At 64.5% G+C, this 14,987-nt stretch carries 17 protein-coding genes and 1 pseudogene; 6 read left to right on the top strand and 12 right to left on the bottom strand.

Annotation, left to right across the window (positions count from 1 at the left end; translation table 11 throughout):
* From A0U87_RS14785 to A0U87_RS14770, 4 genes are all read left to right on the top strand, one after another.
* Positions 1-767: 2-oxo acid dehydrogenase subunit E2 (locus A0U87_RS14785; protein WP_170978402.1), on the top strand; the 767-nt coding region annotated here is incomplete at its 5' end.
* On the top strand, positions 767-1,168 hold the full coding sequence (locus A0U87_RS14780; RefSeq protein WP_004207606.1) for an acyl-CoA thioesterase: 402 nt from the start codon (positions 767-769) through the stop codon (positions 1,166-1,168). The genes A0U87_RS14785 and A0U87_RS14780, both read left to right, overlap by 1 nt.
* A 41-nt stretch (positions 1,169-1,209) precedes the next feature.
* Positions 1,210-2,625: a dihydrolipoyl dehydrogenase gene (lpdA, locus tag A0U87_RS14775; protein WP_010336022.1), complete on the top strand. Its 1,416-nt coding sequence runs from the start codon at positions 1,210-1,212 to the stop codon at positions 2,623-2,625.
* Positions 2,603-3,244 carry a phosphatase PAP2 family protein gene (locus A0U87_RS14770; RefSeq protein WP_048938193.1) on the top strand — a complete coding sequence of 214 codons (642 nt, stop codon included), beginning with the start codon at positions 2,603-2,605 and terminating at the stop codon, positions 3,242-3,244. The genes lpdA and A0U87_RS14770 overlap by 23 nt, the downstream gene beginning before the upstream one ends.
* Here the strand turns inward: A0U87_RS14770 and A0U87_RS27030 are convergent.
* The 12 genes and pseudogenes from A0U87_RS27030 to A0U87_RS14715 form a co-directional block, all read right to left on the bottom strand.
* On the bottom strand, positions 3,218-3,847 hold the full coding sequence (locus A0U87_RS27030) for a DUF2142 domain-containing protein (protein ID WP_276609715.1): 630 nt from the start codon (positions 3,845-3,847) through the stop codon (positions 3,218-3,220). The two genes, A0U87_RS14770 and A0U87_RS27030, sit on opposite strands and share 27 nt — an antisense overlap.
* A gap of 130 nt (positions 3,848-3,977) precedes the next feature.
* Positions 3,978-4,616 (bottom strand): annotated as a pseudogene (locus A0U87_RS27025) (DUF2142 domain-containing protein); the annotation flags it as partial.
* Between the two features lie 404 nt (positions 4,617-5,020).
* Positions 5,021-5,968: a hemolysin family protein gene (locus tag A0U87_RS14760; RefSeq protein WP_048938191.1), complete on the bottom strand. Its 948-nt coding sequence runs from the start codon at positions 5,966-5,968 to the stop codon at positions 5,021-5,023.
* A gap of 69 nt (positions 5,969-6,037) precedes the next feature.
* Positions 6,038-6,547: an rRNA maturation RNase YbeY gene (ybeY, locus tag A0U87_RS14755; protein WP_004207600.1), complete on the bottom strand. Its 510-nt coding sequence runs from the start codon at positions 6,545-6,547 to the stop codon at positions 6,038-6,040.
* Positions 6,548-6,571: 24 nt separating this feature from the next.
* Positions 6,572-7,573, bottom strand: a complete 1,002-nt coding sequence (locus A0U87_RS14750; protein ID WP_048938190.1) for a PhoH family protein — start codon at positions 7,571-7,573, stop codon at positions 6,572-6,574.
* Positions 7,574-7,674: 101 nt separating this feature from the next.
* Positions 7,675-9,039, bottom strand: a complete 1,365-nt coding sequence (gene miaB, locus A0U87_RS14745; protein ID WP_048938189.1) for a tRNA (N6-isopentenyl adenosine(37)-C2)-methylthiotransferase MiaB — start codon at positions 9,037-9,039, stop codon at positions 7,675-7,677.
* A gap of 9 nt (positions 9,040-9,048) precedes the next feature.
* Positions 9,049-9,807 (bottom strand): lysophospholipid acyltransferase family protein, encoded by a 759-nt coding sequence (locus tag A0U87_RS14740; RefSeq protein WP_048938188.1) that lies wholly within the window; start codon positions 9,805-9,807, stop codon positions 9,049-9,051.
* A 4-nt stretch (positions 9,808-9,811) separates the two neighbouring features.
* On the bottom strand, positions 9,812-10,234 hold the full coding sequence (locus A0U87_RS14735; RefSeq protein ID WP_004207596.1) for a Fur family transcriptional regulator: 423 nt from the start codon (positions 10,232-10,234) through the stop codon (positions 9,812-9,814).
* A 126-nt stretch (positions 10,235-10,360) separates the two neighbouring features.
* A complete protein-coding gene (locus tag A0U87_RS14730) occupies positions 10,361-10,786 on the bottom strand; it encodes a MucR family transcriptional regulator (RefSeq protein WP_004207595.1) in 426 nt (141 codons plus the stop codon).
* Between the two features lie 111 nt (positions 10,787-10,897).
* On the bottom strand, positions 10,898-11,380 hold the full coding sequence (locus A0U87_RS14725; RefSeq protein WP_004207594.1) for a GNAT family N-acetyltransferase: 483 nt from the start codon (positions 11,378-11,380) through the stop codon (positions 10,898-10,900).
* Positions 11,377-12,003 (bottom strand): tRNA (adenosine(37)-N6)-threonylcarbamoyltransferase complex dimerization subunit type 1 TsaB, encoded by a 627-nt coding sequence (gene tsaB / locus A0U87_RS14720; RefSeq protein WP_048938198.1) that lies wholly within the window; start codon positions 12,001-12,003, stop codon positions 11,377-11,379. The genes A0U87_RS14725 and tsaB overlap by 4 nt, the downstream gene beginning before the upstream one ends.
* 88 nt (positions 12,004-12,091) lie before the next feature.
* Entirely contained in the window at positions 12,092-12,670 is a 579-nt protein-coding gene (locus A0U87_RS14715) for a NifU family protein (RefSeq protein ID WP_004207592.1), read from the bottom strand.
* Positions 12,671-12,775: 105 nt separating this feature from the next.
* On the opposite strand from A0U87_RS14715, the gene A0U87_RS14710 reads away from it, so the two are divergent.
* Together A0U87_RS14710 and A0U87_RS14705 are read left to right on the top strand one after the other, a co-directional pair.
* Positions 12,776-13,246, top strand: coding sequence for a pyridoxamine 5'-phosphate oxidase family protein (locus A0U87_RS14710; RefSeq protein ID WP_048938187.1), 471 nt, complete (start codon positions 12,776-12,778; stop codon positions 13,244-13,246).
* Between the two features lie 279 nt (positions 13,247-13,525).
* Positions 13,526-14,956 (top strand): DEAD/DEAH box helicase, encoded by a 1,431-nt coding sequence (locus A0U87_RS14705; RefSeq protein WP_048938186.1) that lies wholly within the window; start codon positions 13,526-13,528, stop codon positions 14,954-14,956.
* Positions 14,957-14,987 lie beyond the last annotated feature (31 nt).

Here is a 14,987-nt window from a genome sequence, read left to right as displayed (position 1 = left end):
CGCCGGCTGCTGCGCCGGCCGCTGCCGCGCCTGCCGCTGCCCCGGCGCCGGTTGCTGCCGCCGCACAGGATTTCGGCATCCCGCACGAAGTCATCAAGCTCAACGGTATGCGCAAGACGATCGCGCGCCGCCTGACCGAGTCCAAGCAGCAGGTGCCGCACATCTACCTGACCGTGGACATTCAGCTCGACAAGCTGCTGAAGCTGCGCGGCGAGCTGAACGCCGGCCTGTCGGGCCGTGGCGTCAAGCTGTCGGTCAACGACCTGCTGATCAAGGCGCTGGGCGTGGCCCTGATGCAGGTGCCCGAGTGCAACGTGCAGTTCGCCGGCGACCAGATGCTGCAGTTCAAGCGCGCCGATATTTCGGTGGCCGTGTCGATCCCCGGTGGTCTGATCACCCCGATCGTGACCGGTGCCGACATCAAGGGCGTCGCCGCCATCTCGAACGAGATGAAGGACCTGGCCGATCGCGCCAAGGCCGGCAAGCTGCAGCCGAGCGAATATCAGGGCGGCACCGCGTCGCTGTCGAACATGGGCATGTTCGGCATCAAGCAGTTCGAAGCCGTCATCAACCCGCCGCAGGGCATGATCATGGCGATCGGCGCGGGTGAGAAGCGTCCCTTCGTGGTCGATGACTCGCTCCAGATCGCGACCGTCATGTCGGCGACCGGCAGCTTTGACCATCGCGCGATCGACGGCGCCGATGGCGCTCGCCTGATGAAGGCGTTCCGCGAACTGATCGAAAATCCGCTGGGCATGCTGGCCTGATGGCGAAGATCGACGAGCAGCCGCCGGAGCATAGCCCGGCGGTGCGCGTCATCGCCATGCCGGCCGATACCAATCCCCATGGGGATATTTTCGGCGGCTGGCTGATGAGCCTGATGGATTCGGCTGCGGGTTCGGTTGCGGCGCGTTATAGCCACGGCCGTGCGGTGACGATCGCGGTGGAGGGGATGACCTTCCACCGTCCGGTCATCGTCGGCGACGAGGTGTCGGTGTTCGCGACGCTGAAATCGGTCGGCCGCACATCGATGAAGATCGATGTCGAGGCGTGGCGCCGTGCCCGTCACGACGACCGATCCTATCGTGTGACCCAGGCGACCTTCACCTTCGTGGCGATCGGTGAGGATCGCCAGCCCCGTTCCGTGCCGCCGCTGCCTGCCCAATAAGGGCGCGGCCTGACCAAGATATCGAAAGAACGAGAGAGACCATGGCTGATACCTATGACCTGATCGTCCTCGGCTCCGGCCCGGGCGGCTATGTTGCCGCCATCCGGGCTGCGCAACTGGGCCTCAAGACCGCGATCGTGGAGCGCGAAAATCTGGGCGGCATCTGCCTCAACTGGGGCTGCATTCCGACCAAGGCGCTGCTGCGTTCGGCCGAAATCTTCCATTATATGCAGCATGCCAAGGATTATGGCCTGGTTGCCGAGAAGATCAGCGCCGACATCGAGGCGGTGGTGAAGCGCTCGCGCGGCGTCGCCAAGCAGCTCAATCAGGGCGTCACGCACCTGATGAAGAAGAACAAGATCACCGTCCACATGGGCGATGGCAAGCTGACCGGAAAGGGCAAGCTGACCGTCACCAAGGACGGCAAGAGCGAAGAGCTGACCGCCAAGCATATCATCGTCGCGACCGGTGCTCGCGCCCGCGACCTGCCGCAGCTGAAAGCCGACGGCAAGCGCGTGTGGACCTATCGCCACGCCATGACCCCGGCGGAAATGCCGACCAAGTTGCTGGTCATCGGTTCGGGCGCGATCGGTATCGAATTCGCCAGCTTCTACAACGACATGGGCGCTGACGTGACCGTGGTCGAGATGATGGACCGGATCGTGCCGGTCGAGGATGCCGATGTCTCGGCCTTCCTCGAAAAGGCGGTTAAGAAGCAGGGCATGACCATCCTGACCGGCGCCAAGATCGAGAAGATCGCCGCGACCGACAAGGCCGTGACCGCGACCATCAAGGACAAGGCCGGCAAGGACATCACCGCCGAATATAGCCATGTCATCGTGGCGATCGGCATCGTCCCCAATGTCGAGAATATCGGTCTGGAAGAGGTTGGCGTCGAGCCCGATCAGCGCTTCCACATCAAGACTGACGCCTATGGCCGCACCAATGTCGACGGCATCTGGGCGATCGGCGACGTCACCGCGCCGCCATGGCTGGCCCACAAGGCGAGCCATGAAGCCGTCACCACGGTCGAGGCGATCGCGCAGGCGCTGGGCAACAAGGATGTCCACCCGCATGCGATGGACGTGCGCAACATTCCGGGTTGCACCTATTGCCACCCGCAGATCGCATCGGTCGGCCTGACCGAAGCCAAGGCCAAGGAAGCGGGCTATGACGTGAAGGTCGGCATGTTCCCCTTCATCGGCAATGGCAAGGCGATCGCGCTGGGCGAGGCCGAGGGCTTCACCAAGACCGTGTTCGACGCCAAGACCGGCGAATTGCTGGGTGCCCACATGATCGGCGCGGAAGTGACCGAGATGATCCAGGGCTATACCATCGGCAAGACGCTGGAGACCACCGAAGCCGAACTGATGCAGACGGTGTTCCCGCACCCGACCATCTCGGAATCGATGCATGAAAGCGTGCTCGCCGCTTATGGGCGTGCGCTCCATATCTGATCGGCAGGTCATGCTGGCAAAGGGCGCGGGGATATTCATCCTCGCGCTTTTTTGCGTGCTGGGAATCGCGCTGGCGCAGCGCAATGGGCTGCTCGACGACCTCAACATCGGCCTGATGGGCTGGGCCGGGCAGGGGCGCGAGACGGCGCTGGGCGGGCATGTGACGATGGTCATGCGGCTCGCCTCGGCGATCGGCGGCACGGCGATCCGCATCATCCTGTCGCTGATCGTGCTGGGCGCACTGGTCTTTACCGGGCGGCGCGCGGCGGCCTTGTGGTTTGCCGGTGTGGAGATTGGCGGCACGCTGCTCAACCTGATCCTCAAGCAGATCTTCGCGGCGCCGCGGCCCGACCTGCTGCCGCATCTCGACATCGTCCACAGCTATAGTTTTCCCAGCGGTCATGCGGCGGGGAACATGATGTTCTTCGGTGCGCTGGCGATGCTGGCCGGGCGGCGCTGGGCCTATGGCGCGGGCGGGGCGATGATCGCGCTGATCGGCGCCAGCCGGGTATGGCTGGGCGTGCATTGGCCGAGCGACGTGATGGCCGGATGGGTCGAGGGGCTGGGCTGGCTTGTGCTGTGCGCGGTCTGGCTACCAGCGCGGCGAGGGCAGCAGTAAGGCGCGGCCGATGCTGCTGTGCGGCGGCATGCCGTCGGCGGTGACGAAGCCATAGACCCAGAAACTGTCCCAGGCGCTGAGCATCGCGATGATGAGCAGCGTCAGGCCTGCGCCGGCGCAGAGCAGGCGGGCGCCGCGCAGCGGATCGGCCGGCATCAGCGTCAGCAGCACGAGCGGCAGCAGCGGCAGGAAATAACGGCCCTGCGTCCCCTGGACATAATCGGCGCCGAGCGGCGTGCCGGTGAGATACATGGCGGTTTCGATCAGCAGCGCGGTGCCGAGCGCGATCGCCAGCCACCAGAGCCGCTGGCCGAGGCCGGAGCGCGCGCCCGATCCGCTCAGCACGGCGCTGCCGAGCATCAGCAGGGCGAGCGGATAGGCGAGCAGCGGCAGCAGGATCGCGTTCCAGCCGAAGCGGCCGACGATCTGCAGCGCATAGACTGGCGCCCGTTCGATGATGCTGGACGCGAGGATGCGGGCATAGCCGGCCGGATCGGCCAGGATCACGGCCAGCTGCTGCGCCAGCGGGGCGGTCAGCACGCTCTCCCCGGTCTTGCGCGAGGTGATGTGATAGAGCGCCTGGCTGCCGTCGTTCGCCTTCATCCAGACAGCGAAAATTACAGCGCCCAGCAGCATCGCGCCGAGGATCAGGGCGTTGCGCGACAGGCTGGCGCGGCTTGGCCAGCGCCAGCAGCGGCGCGGTGACCAGCGTGGCGACGGTGCTGGCGCGCTGCGGCGCCATGAAGCCGACACGCAGCGCCAGAGCGAGGCCGAGAAAGCCGATGCCGTTGATGACCGCATCGGGCGAGAGTGAGCCGATCTGATAGCAGAAGGTCGGCAGCAGCGCGGTGCCGAGCAGCGCCATCCGGCCGAAGGGAATGAGGCGCAGCGCGGCGACAAGCAGCAGCAAGGCGGTCAGCGCATTGGCGATACGGCCGGCATAAAAGGCGCCGATGCGCGGCAGGTCCAGCGCGTCGCCGATCCAAAGGCCGACGGCGCCGGGAGCATAGAGCGTCGGCGCATAGCTGGCGACATTGGGAAATTCGGCAAAGCGCGTGCCGGGGCGGGCGGCGTCGGTAGACCAAGCGCGGTCGATCATGCTCTTTTCATAGCGATGGCGTTGGCCGTCCGGCTCGGTCGGGAAATCGAAAGCATGCAGGTCGACGGCCGCACGCGGCAGTTCCGCGCCGATCCGGCCGCCATGGACTTTCGTCACCACATGACCCTGCGACAGGGCCAGCGCCTTCATATAATGCTGGTTCTCGTCTGGTGCCTGGAAGGGAGGCGTCACGGTCGCGAAGAACAAAGTCGCGAGGCAGACGGCAAGAAACACTATCCGTTCGAGACGCGACCATGGCGCGGCGACCGCCATATCGGCATAAGGATGGTGCCTGAAAGAAGATCGCTCGCTGCGCATGCCCGCCGTTCGGTTGAATATCGATACGCCCTAGATATGCCCCGTTAACATTTTGCGATGCGAAAGACGAAGGTTGAATGGCAGCGATGTCGAAGTGCCCAGCTGTACTCGCAGCGACGATATAAGGGCAGCGAGACTAACGGCCAACTGCGAACACTCCTTCTCCCGCTGGCGGGAGAAGGATACGAAGCCTTGCTGGCAAAGCCGGCTAGGCGAAGTTGGATGAGGGCTGCTTACGCCAGAAGACCCTCACCCTCCCACGCCTTCGGTGCGGGCCCCTCCCTCTCCTGTAAACGGGAGAGGAATGGCGGAACGTCTGCTCGCCAATGAATATCATCACCGTGGCGAAGGCTTGACCCTCAGGCCTCTTCCGCTTCCAGTTCCTGTTCGACCGGCGGGTGGAGCCGCAGGCGGGTGACGCGGCGGCCGTCGCTGGCCAAGACTTCCAGCTTCCAGCCGCTCTGTTCGTGCAGAATGATCTCGCCCGGTTCGGGGACGCGGCCGGCGAGCACGAAGGCGAGCCCGCCCAGTGTATCGACATCTTCCTCGATCTCGCCCAGGCGCGGGTCGATTTCCTCGGCCACATCGTCCAGTTCGGCGCGGGCGTCGGCGTCCCACATGCCGCCCTCCAGCGGCACCAGCATGGCTTCGGGCGCGTCGTCATGCTCGTCCTCGACCTCGCCGACGATTTCCTCGACCAGATCCTCGAAGGTGAGCAGGCCTTCGGTGCCTGAATATTCGTCGAGCACGATGGCCAGATGGGTGCGCTTGGCGCGCATTTCGGCGAGCAGGTCGAGCGCGCCCATGCTTTCGGGCACATAAAGCGGCTGGCGGATCAGCGGCGCCAGCGTGTCGGGCACCGGCGCCTTGCCGGCAAGGATCGCGAAGGCATCGCGGATATGGACCATGCCGACGATCGTATCGAGCGTCTCGCGATAGACCGGGATGCGGCTATGCCCGGCCTCGGCGAACAGTTCGGCCAGTTCGGAAAAGCTCGCCTTTTCCTCGATCGCGACGATATCGGCGCGAGGCAGGGCGACGTCGTCGACCGTATGTTCTGAAAAATGCAGCAGGTTGCGGACCATCTGCCGCTCAATCGCGGACAGGTCGCCCTTGGCAGGCGGGGCCGCGCCCTCTTCCTGCTCTTCCTCATCATATTCGTCGAGCGCCTCTTCCAGTTCCTTGCGGAGGCTGGGGGCTTCATTCTCGCCAAACAGGAGCGACTTCAGGCCGCTCCATAAACCGCCCTCGTTACTACTGTCCGCTTCCTTGGAACCGGCGCTATCCTTCGGGCTGCCTTCAGCCATCTTACTTCCTATTCCCCTGTTTCAGAACATTGTCGAAGCCGGTGATGGACCGGATCCGAATAAGCATGATCAACCATTGTCCCGATCCCCATAGGGATCGGCCAGACCGAGGCTGAGGAGTGCGCGGATTTCCAGCGCTTCCATCGCCTCGGCTTCATTGTCGTCCATATGGTCATATCCAAGCAAATGAAAAGTCCCGTGGACGATCAGATGCGTGGCATGGTCGGCAACCGATATGCCCTTTTCCGCGGCTTCGGCGGCGCAGACCCCCTCGGCCAGCACGATATCGCCCAGCAGAACTTCGCCATCGTCGGTATTGGCCGTCACTTCCAGCAGGTCTTCCTGCACCATCGGGAAGGACAGGACGTTGGTCGGCTTGTCCTTCTCGCGATAGGCGCGGTTGAGCTGATGCACCTCATCGTCGTCGGTCAGCTTGACCGCGACTTCATAGAGGGTGGAGTCGGTCGCGAAGGCGGCATAGGGACTGTGCGCAATGGCGGCCGACACCGCCTGTTGCGCGAGAAATTCCCAGTCCGCGCCGGGCCAGCCTTCTTCATGAAGGACAGCGACTTCGATCATAATGTTGAGATCCGTTGTGAAGATTTAGGCATCCGGCCCCTCATAGGCCTGGACGATGCGGCCGACCACCGGATGGCGCACGACGTCGCCAATGCCGAAGGGGACCATGGCGATGCCCTCGACCCCGTCCAGCCGCGCGACCGCGTCGGCCAGGCCCGAAATGCCGGGTTGCGGCAGGTCGACCTGCTTGGGATCGCCGCAGATGACCATGCGGCTGCCTTCGCCAAAGCGGGTCAGGAACATCTTCATCTGGGCGATGGTGGTGTTCTGTGCCTCGTCCAGCACGATGAAGGCATTGGCGAGCGTCCGGCCGCGCATGAAGGCGAGCGGCGCGATCTCGATCTCGCCGCTGGCGATCCGCCGTTCGACCTGTTCGGCCGGCAGCGTGTCGTGCAGCGCATCGTAGATCGGCCGGAGGTAAGGATCGACCTTTTCCTTCATGTCGCCGGGCAGGAAGCCGAGCTTCTCGCCCGCCTCGACGGCGGGACGGGAGAGGATCAGGCGGTCGACGCTGCCGGTGATGAGCTGGCTGACCGCCTGGGCAACTGCCAGATAGGTCTTGCCGGTGCCTGCCGGGCCAAGCGCGAAGATGATGTCGTTCCGGGTCAGCGCCTCCATATAGGCGACCTGTGTGGCGGAGCGCGGGACGATCGTCTTCTTGCGGGTGCGGATCATCACCTTGGGCGGTTCGGCGACGTCATGGCGGATGATGCCGTCCAGCGTCGGTTCGGCCGACATGGCGATCACGGCTTCCACCGCGCCATTGTCGATTTCCTGCCCGGCGACGATGCGGTTGTAGAGGCCGGTCATCACGTCGCGGGCGCGGGCAGCGGCTTCGGCCTCGCCCTCGATCTGCAGCTTGTTGCCACGCGCGGCGATATAGACGCCGAGCCGGTTCTCGATCGCGACCAGATTCTGATCATATTGGCCGAACAGCGCACCCAGAAGATGCGGTTTCTCGAACATCACTTCCAGGCGCGCGCGCTCGGCAATGTCGGTGCGGGGATGGTGCGGTTTCTTGCCCATTCAAAAGCCTCCCTGGCTCGTCATGCATCTCGTAAGGACCGGCAGGCGCCGTGGGTCGGGGAGATGGCTTCCCGGCTGTGCGGGAATGACGAGGCTTTGGTTCAAGCGGCTTTCCTCCTGCTGATTTCGCCGGCCAGGCTGTTCGGGCCGGCGCTGATGATATCGACATCGACCATGTCGCCAATGCCATATTCGGGCGCGGTGACATGAACGGATTGCAGCCAGGGCGTTTTGCCGATCAGCTGGCCGGGATAGCGGCCCTTGCGTTCGAGCAGGATGCTGGTGGTGCGGCCCACCGTGGCGCTGTTGAAATCGACCTGATGGCGGTTGATCGCGGCCTGCAGCCGGGCCAGCCGTTCGTCCATCACCGCCGCCGGGATCTGGTGATCCATCTCCGCCGCCGGGGTGCCGGGGCGGGGGCTATATTTGAAGGAATAGCATTGCGCATAGCGCACTTGATCGACGATCTTGAGAGTATCTTCGAACTCGGCGTCGCTCTCGCCGGGGAAGCCGACGATGAAATCGCCCGACAGGGCGATGTCGGGCCGCGCTTCGCGCACGCGCTCGATGATGCGCAGATAGCTGTCGACCGTGTGGCTGCGGTTCATGGCCTTGAGGACACGGTCATTGCCTGATTGCACCGGCAGGTGGAGGAAGGGCATCAGCTTGGGCTCGTCGCCATGGGCGGCGATCAGCCCGTCGCTCATGTCGTTGGGGTGGCTGGTGGTGTAGCGAATGCGCTCCAGTCCGCTCAGCCGTGCCAGTTCGCGGGCCAGGCCATCCATGCCCTGCATCCGGCCCCGATCATCCTCGCCGGTCCAGGCATTGACGTTCTGGCCGAGCAGGGTGATCTCGCGCACGCCGCCATCGACCAGCGCCCTGGCCTCGTCCAAGATCGCGGACCAGCTGCGGCTGATTTCCGCGCCGCGGGTATAGGGCACGACGCAATAGGTGCAGAATTTGTCGCAGCCTTCCATGATCGTCAGGAAGGCGGTCGGCCGGGCCTGCTTGGTGCGGCCGGGCAGGGCGGCGAATTTGGAATTGGCCGGCATGTCGGTGTCGACCGCATCCTCGCCGCGCTGCGCCTTGCCAATGAGGTCGGGCAGGCGGTGATAGGCCTGCGGGCCGACGACGATGTCGACATTGCGGGCGCGACGCTGGATTTCGCCGCCTTCGGCCTGGGCGACGCAGCCGGCGACGGCGATCATCGGGCGCGTGCCATCCTCGCGGGTCAGGCGGCCAATGTCGGAATAGACCTTGTCCACCGCCTTTTCGCGGATGTGGCAGGTGTTGAGGATGACGAGGTCGGCCTCTGCGCCATCGGCAGCAGCGGTCATGCCGCGCTCGCCCAGCATTTCGGCCATGCGTTCGCCATCATAGACGTTCATCTGGCAGCCGAAGGATTTGACCTGGAAGGTGGCCGGGCCCTTGCCGGCGGTATGTTCGGGGGCGTCGTTACGATTCATGCCGTCCAGCTATACAGGCGCTTGGGCCGAAGAGGAAGGTGGCAGCTGCGCGGCAATGCTTGCGGCGATACGTTGGTGCGCGGTGGCGGCCAATATCTTGCGATCGGCGCAACTGGCCGGGTCGAACGGCTCCAGGAACCGGATGGTGACGGGCAGGCGGCCCTTGCGCTCCAGCAGCCGTTTGGCGTTGGCGCCGGCCGGTTCGTCGCCGTGCCAGGCGATCTCCGTCGTGGCCGCGCCATAGTCGATATGGACCGGCTGGATCATCACCGCGCGCGGCGGCGGCATCAGCACGGCGAGCAGCGAGGGCTTGAAGGGCAGCAGGCCACTGCCGTCGCTGGTCGTGCCTTCCGGAAAAAGCGCGACCGGCTGATGGCCAGCGAGCGCGGCGCGCAACGCATCGAGCTGGCCCGACAGGCTGCCGCGTTTCTCACGCGAGACGAACAATGTGTTGTTCTGGGTCGCGAGCCAGCCGATCACCGGCCAGCTGGCAATGCCGTCATGGGCGACGAAGGCGGCGCCGGTGGCGTCGGCGAGGGCGAGAATGTCGATCCAACTGACATGATTGGCGACTAGGAACATGTCGCTGTCGACCGGGCGACCTTCCACCCGGACGCGGGCGCCGACCGAGCGGGCCGCCATCCCCAGGAAGCGGCGTGGCCAGGGGGATGGACGGCGAAACAGGCGCCACAAGAGGTGCGGGGGCAGGCAGAGCAGCAGGCTGCCCAGAAGGGCGGTGATGCGGCCTGCCCGGCGCAGTGGCGCCAAGGCGTCAGTCCTTGCGGTCGAGGGCGACGCCGTAGAGTTCCATGCGATGGTCGACCAGACGGAAGCCGAGCTTTTCGGCGATCTGCTTCTGCAGCAGTTCCAGTTCGGGATCGACGAATTCGATGACGTTGCCGGTTTCGACGTCGATCAGATGGTCGTGATGCGATTCCGGGGCGGCTTCGTAGCGGGCGCGGCCGTCACCAAAATCGTGGCGCTCCAGAATGCCGGCTTCCTCGAACAGGCGCACGGTGCGGTAGACGGTGGCGATCGAGATGCCCGGATCGATGGTGGACGCGCGCTTGTGCAGTTCCTCGACATCGGGGTGATCGGTCGCGTCGCTCAGCACCTGGGCGATGACCCGGCGCTGTTCGGTGATGCGCAGGCCCTTTTCGTGGCAAAGGGCTTCGACGTCGATCTTGCGGTTCATGCGGGGGGCTGGCTCGCTTCAAAAATGGAAAAGTCGGACATTGCCTAGCCGCTTTTGTTCCAACGGAAAAGGGGCGCATCGTCGATGCGCCCCTTTCGCAATAGGTAAATGCCGAAGTTGTGGGGCTTATTTGCCGCCACGGGTCCGGCGGCGCTTGGTGCCCAAACCAATCTTCTTGGCCAGCGAGCGGCGCTGTTCGGCATAATTGGGGGCGACCATCGGGTAATCGGCCGGCAGGCCCCACTTGGCGCGATAATCTTCGGGGGTCATCTGATAATGGGTCATCAGGTGACGCTTGAGCATCTTCAGCTTCTTACCGTCTTCCAGACAGATGATGTAATCCGGCTTGATCGATGCGCGTACCGAAACAGCCGGTTCCGGCTTGACTTCGGGGGCGGGTGCCGGGGTCGAAAGACCGGTCAGCGCGGCATGAACATTCTGGATCAGGGTTGCGACGTCGGAAACAGCAACACTGTTGTTCGAGACATGCGCAGCGACAATGTCGGAGGTCAGAGTGACGAGCAGTTCGCTCTGTGCCGATTCGTTTTCCATTTTTCTTGGTTCCTGCAAAGGCTTCTATTGTGCGACCCGCCTGAGGAAATGGATTCAGAGCGGTATATCTTGGCTAGACCCTGTGGCCTGCCTTCGCAAGAGAAGATTGCCTTAAACAAGCATGTCGATGCGAAAACTCAAGGCGTCATGAAGCTTTCCATCATTGCCCCGATAGTAACCGGGGCGACGATGTACATATTCGAAACCAATAGTCTCATAAAGTTTGACCGCCATGTTCGATGCGCGGACTTCCAGGTTCATCGACGTGATGCCACGGCGACGCGCCAGCGTCAGGCTGTGGCCCAGCAGAGATCGGCCGATCCCACGGCCACGCCATAGCGGATCGACCGCCAACAGCAGCAGTTCGCATTCGTCCAGCACCGAGCGGACCAGAGCGAAGCCGAGCGGGGCCGCATCGACATGGGCGACGGTCAGCCAGGTGCCCGGCATGGTCATGACCCCCGACAATTGGGGCAGGGTCCAGGCCTCGCCGAACAGCGGGTCGAAGGCGCGGGTCATCACTTCCATGGCGTCGGCGAGCGCATTGCGCTCGCCCTCATCATAGGTGTCGAGCGTCAGGCCGGCGGGGATCATGAAGCGGCGCGCTCCGCGATCGTCTTGGCGTCGGCCTCGCGGCCATAGAGCGGGGAGGGGGCAAGCGGCGGCAGCTCTGCAATCAGGTTGTAGCGGGCGGCTTCGGGATAGAGGGCTATCGCGGTGCCATCGCCGCGTGCGGTGACCAGCGCCTCAGCACCGGTGCCGTAAAATTGCGCCATGTCCAGTTGGGTCGCGAGCGTGGCGATCGGCGTGGAGGCGGGCTGGGTCGTGGCGGTGCGGCCATCGGTCTCGAACAATTGCCAGAAGAGTTCGCCATGGCCGCCGGTGATGGTGACGGCGACCGGGCCGTCCCGATGGTCGAGCGCCGCCATCGCGGCGATCAGCGAAAAGGCGCTATAGCCATGGAGCGGCACCGACCAGGCGAGCGCCAAAGCGCGGGCGGCGGCGATGCCGATGCGCACGCCGGTGAAGCTGCCCGGCCCGACATCGACCGCGATCGCGTCGGCGCGCCCGCCATCGGGCAGGGCGGCGATCGCGGGCAGCAGCGCCTCGGCATGGCCGCGGCCGACGATTTCATGAAAATGGCCGATTGGCTGGCCGTCTTCCAGCAGCGCAACGGACAGCGCCTGTGTGGCGGTGTCGATGACCAATATGCGCAAATTCACTCCCCCGAGGCCGCGGTGCCGATATGGATATGGCTGCGGTTAATCGATCCGGGGCGATTTGCCAAATCCGGTCATCGCAGCGTCAGACCGCGCGGACTTCCGTCACTTCCGGCACATAATGTTTGAGCAGCTGCTCGATTCCGTTCTTGAGCGTGGCGGAGGAGGAGGGGCAGCCGGCGCAGGCGCCCTGCATGCGCAGATAGACGGTGCCCTTGTCGAAGCCGCGATAGATGATGTCGCCGCCGTCATTGGCCACGGCCGGACGCACGCGGGTTTCGATCAAATCCTTGATCTGGTCGACGATCTCGGCATCTTCCGGGTCATCAGTGAAGGCCTCTTCCTCGGCCGGGACGCTGAAGCCCGCGGCGGTGCCGGCGGCGAACAGCGGCATGTTGGCCGAGAAATGGTCGAGCAGGATCGAGAGAATTTCCGGCTTCACGTCGCTCCATTCGGCGCCCGGCGCGATCGTCACCGAAATGAAGTCGGCGCCGAAGAAGACGCCGGTCACGTCACCCAGGCCGAACAGCGCATCAGCCAGCGGCGAGGCTTCCGCCTCTTCGGGGCTGGCGAAGTCGCGGGTGCCCGCGGCGCCCATGACGGCCTGGCCGGGGAGGAATTTGACGGTCGCCGGATTGGGCGTGAGTTCAGTCTCGATCAGCATGGCCGCTATGTGGCGACGTGCGCGCGCGAGATCAAGCGGTCAAACGGAACTTCGGCGGCGTCGGGCCATTTCCTTTGGTGAAGCCCCAGATAAGGAGATGGAAAGATGAGCGACGACAAGGATATTCGCGAGCGTTTCTGGACGGACCTGTCGAGCAGCCCGTTCCTGATGGTGGGGTTGCAGGGCAGCCATGCGCACAGCGTGCCGATGACCGCGCAACTGGACAAGGATGCCGATCATTGCTTCTGGTTCTACACCAGTCGCGACAATCGGCTGGCCGCCGGCGGGCCGGCCATGGCGCAGTTCGCGGCGAAGGATCATTATCTGTTCGCCTGCATCAACGGCACGCTGGTGCCGGAGACCGACGAGGCGGTGATCGACCGTTATTGGTCGAAGCAGATCGAGGCCTGGTATCCGGGCGGACGACAGGATCCCAACCTGCTGATGCTGCGCTTTGACCTTGGCACGGCGGAGATTTGGCGCGCCGATCTGTCGATCGGCGGCGTGTTCAAGATGATGTTCGGCGGCGATGTCCGGGCGGAGTTGCGCGACAAGCATGCCGAGGTCAGTCTTTAAAGGATTGGCATGATGTTGGGCGGCCGCGGGCGAAATCCCGTGGCCGCTTGCTTTTCAGCGGCATTTGCCCCATATGTGCGGCAGCGCAGCATGGCCCTTGGGGCCCGATAGCGATTGGCAGCGTGATCGTTCCCGGCTCTGACAGGCCCTGGGAACCGGCCAATGACAGTCTGCGCCAAGCTTGAGGCTTCCCTATTCACGCGGGTCGTTTCCTAACCCGCCTTGCGCCCTTGCTGCGTCCGCAGACAGGTTGGCGCCCGGCCGACTTGTGAGTTTCTCATGCATTTCAATGAACTTGGTCTTTCCGAGCCAATCATCAGGGCGCTGACCGCCAAGAAATATGCCGAGCCGACGCCGATCCAGCAAAAGGCCATTCCGGTCCTGCTGGAAGGCCGCGACCTGTGCGGCATCGCCCAGACCGGCACCGGCAAAACCGCAGCCTTCGCGCTGCCCAGCCTCGACTATTTCGCGCGCAATCCCAAGCCGACGCCGATCAAGGGCTGTCGCATGCTGGTGCTGTCGCCGACCCGCGAGTTGGCTGCCCAGATCGCCCAGAGCTTCCGCGATTATGGCCGTTTCCTGCGCCTGTCGGTGGAAACCGTGTTCGGCGGCGTGCCGGTCAACAAGCAGATCCGTGCCCTGTCGGCCGGCGTCGACATCGTCGTCGCCACCCCCGGCCGTCTGCTTGACCTGATCGACCAGCGCGCCTTCACCATCAAGGACACGGAAATCTTCGTCCTCGACGAGGCCGACCAGATGATGGACATGGGCTTCATCCACCCGCTGAAGCGCATCGCCAAGCTGTTGCCGCGCGATCGCCAGAACCTGTTCTTCTCGGCCACCATGCCCAAGGAGATCGAGGCGCTGGCCGGCCAGTTCCTCAATGATCCGGTCAAGGTCAGCGTCGCGCCGCAGTCGACCACGGCCGAGCGCGTCCGCCAGCAGCTGACCTTCGTCAACCAGGCAGAAAAGCAGGCACTGCTGCATATCGTGCTGAAGACCGAGGAGATCGACCGCGCGCTGATCTTCACCCGCACCAAGCATGGCGCCGACCGCGTCGTGCGCTTCCTGGAGGGCGCGGGCATTCAGGCCTTCGCGATCCATGGCAACAAGAGCCAGGCACAGCGCACCACCGCGCTGCAGGCGTTCCGCCACGGCCATTGCAAGCTGCTGGTCGCGACCGACATCGCCGCGCGCGGCATCGACGTGTCGGGCGTGTCCCACGTCATCAACTTCGAAATCCCGAACGTGCCGGAACAATATGTTCACCGCATCGGGCGGACGGCGCGTGCCGGCGCAGACGGTATCGCCATCAGCTTCGTGGCGGATGACGAACGGCCTTATCTGAAGGCGATCGAGCGGGCGACCAAGGTGAAGCCCGAGATCGTGCCCCTGCCAGAGAATTTCCTGGAGGCCGTGCGCAACCTTCCCAAGCCCGCGCCGCAGCGCAAGGGGCCGAGCCAGAGCCCGGCCCAGCAGGCTAAGCGTGCCGAAGGCCAGCGTCGCTATCAGGAAGGGCAGAAGGCCCAGCGCGGCGCGCCCGACAAGGCTCGCCGTGGTGAAGGGGGCCATCGTGGCGAGGGCGCGCATCGTGGCGAAGGCGATGGTGCCGGCGCCAAGAAGAATTTCCGTCGTCGTCGCGGTGGCGGCGGTGGCGCCGTCGGCACGCACAAGGGCGCGGTCCAGCGCACCGGCGCACCGCGCGGCTAATAGCTGAGGCGTTCCGGGCGTTCCCCCCATG

The organism is Sphingobium sp. MP9-4, assembly GCF_005281675.1.
Classification (GTDB): domain Bacteria; phylum Pseudomonadota; class Alphaproteobacteria; order Sphingomonadales; family Sphingomonadaceae; genus Sphingobium; species Sphingobium yanoikuyae.
Note: the sequence above shows the minus strand (reverse complement) of the source record. Positions and strands in the feature narration are given on the sequence as shown.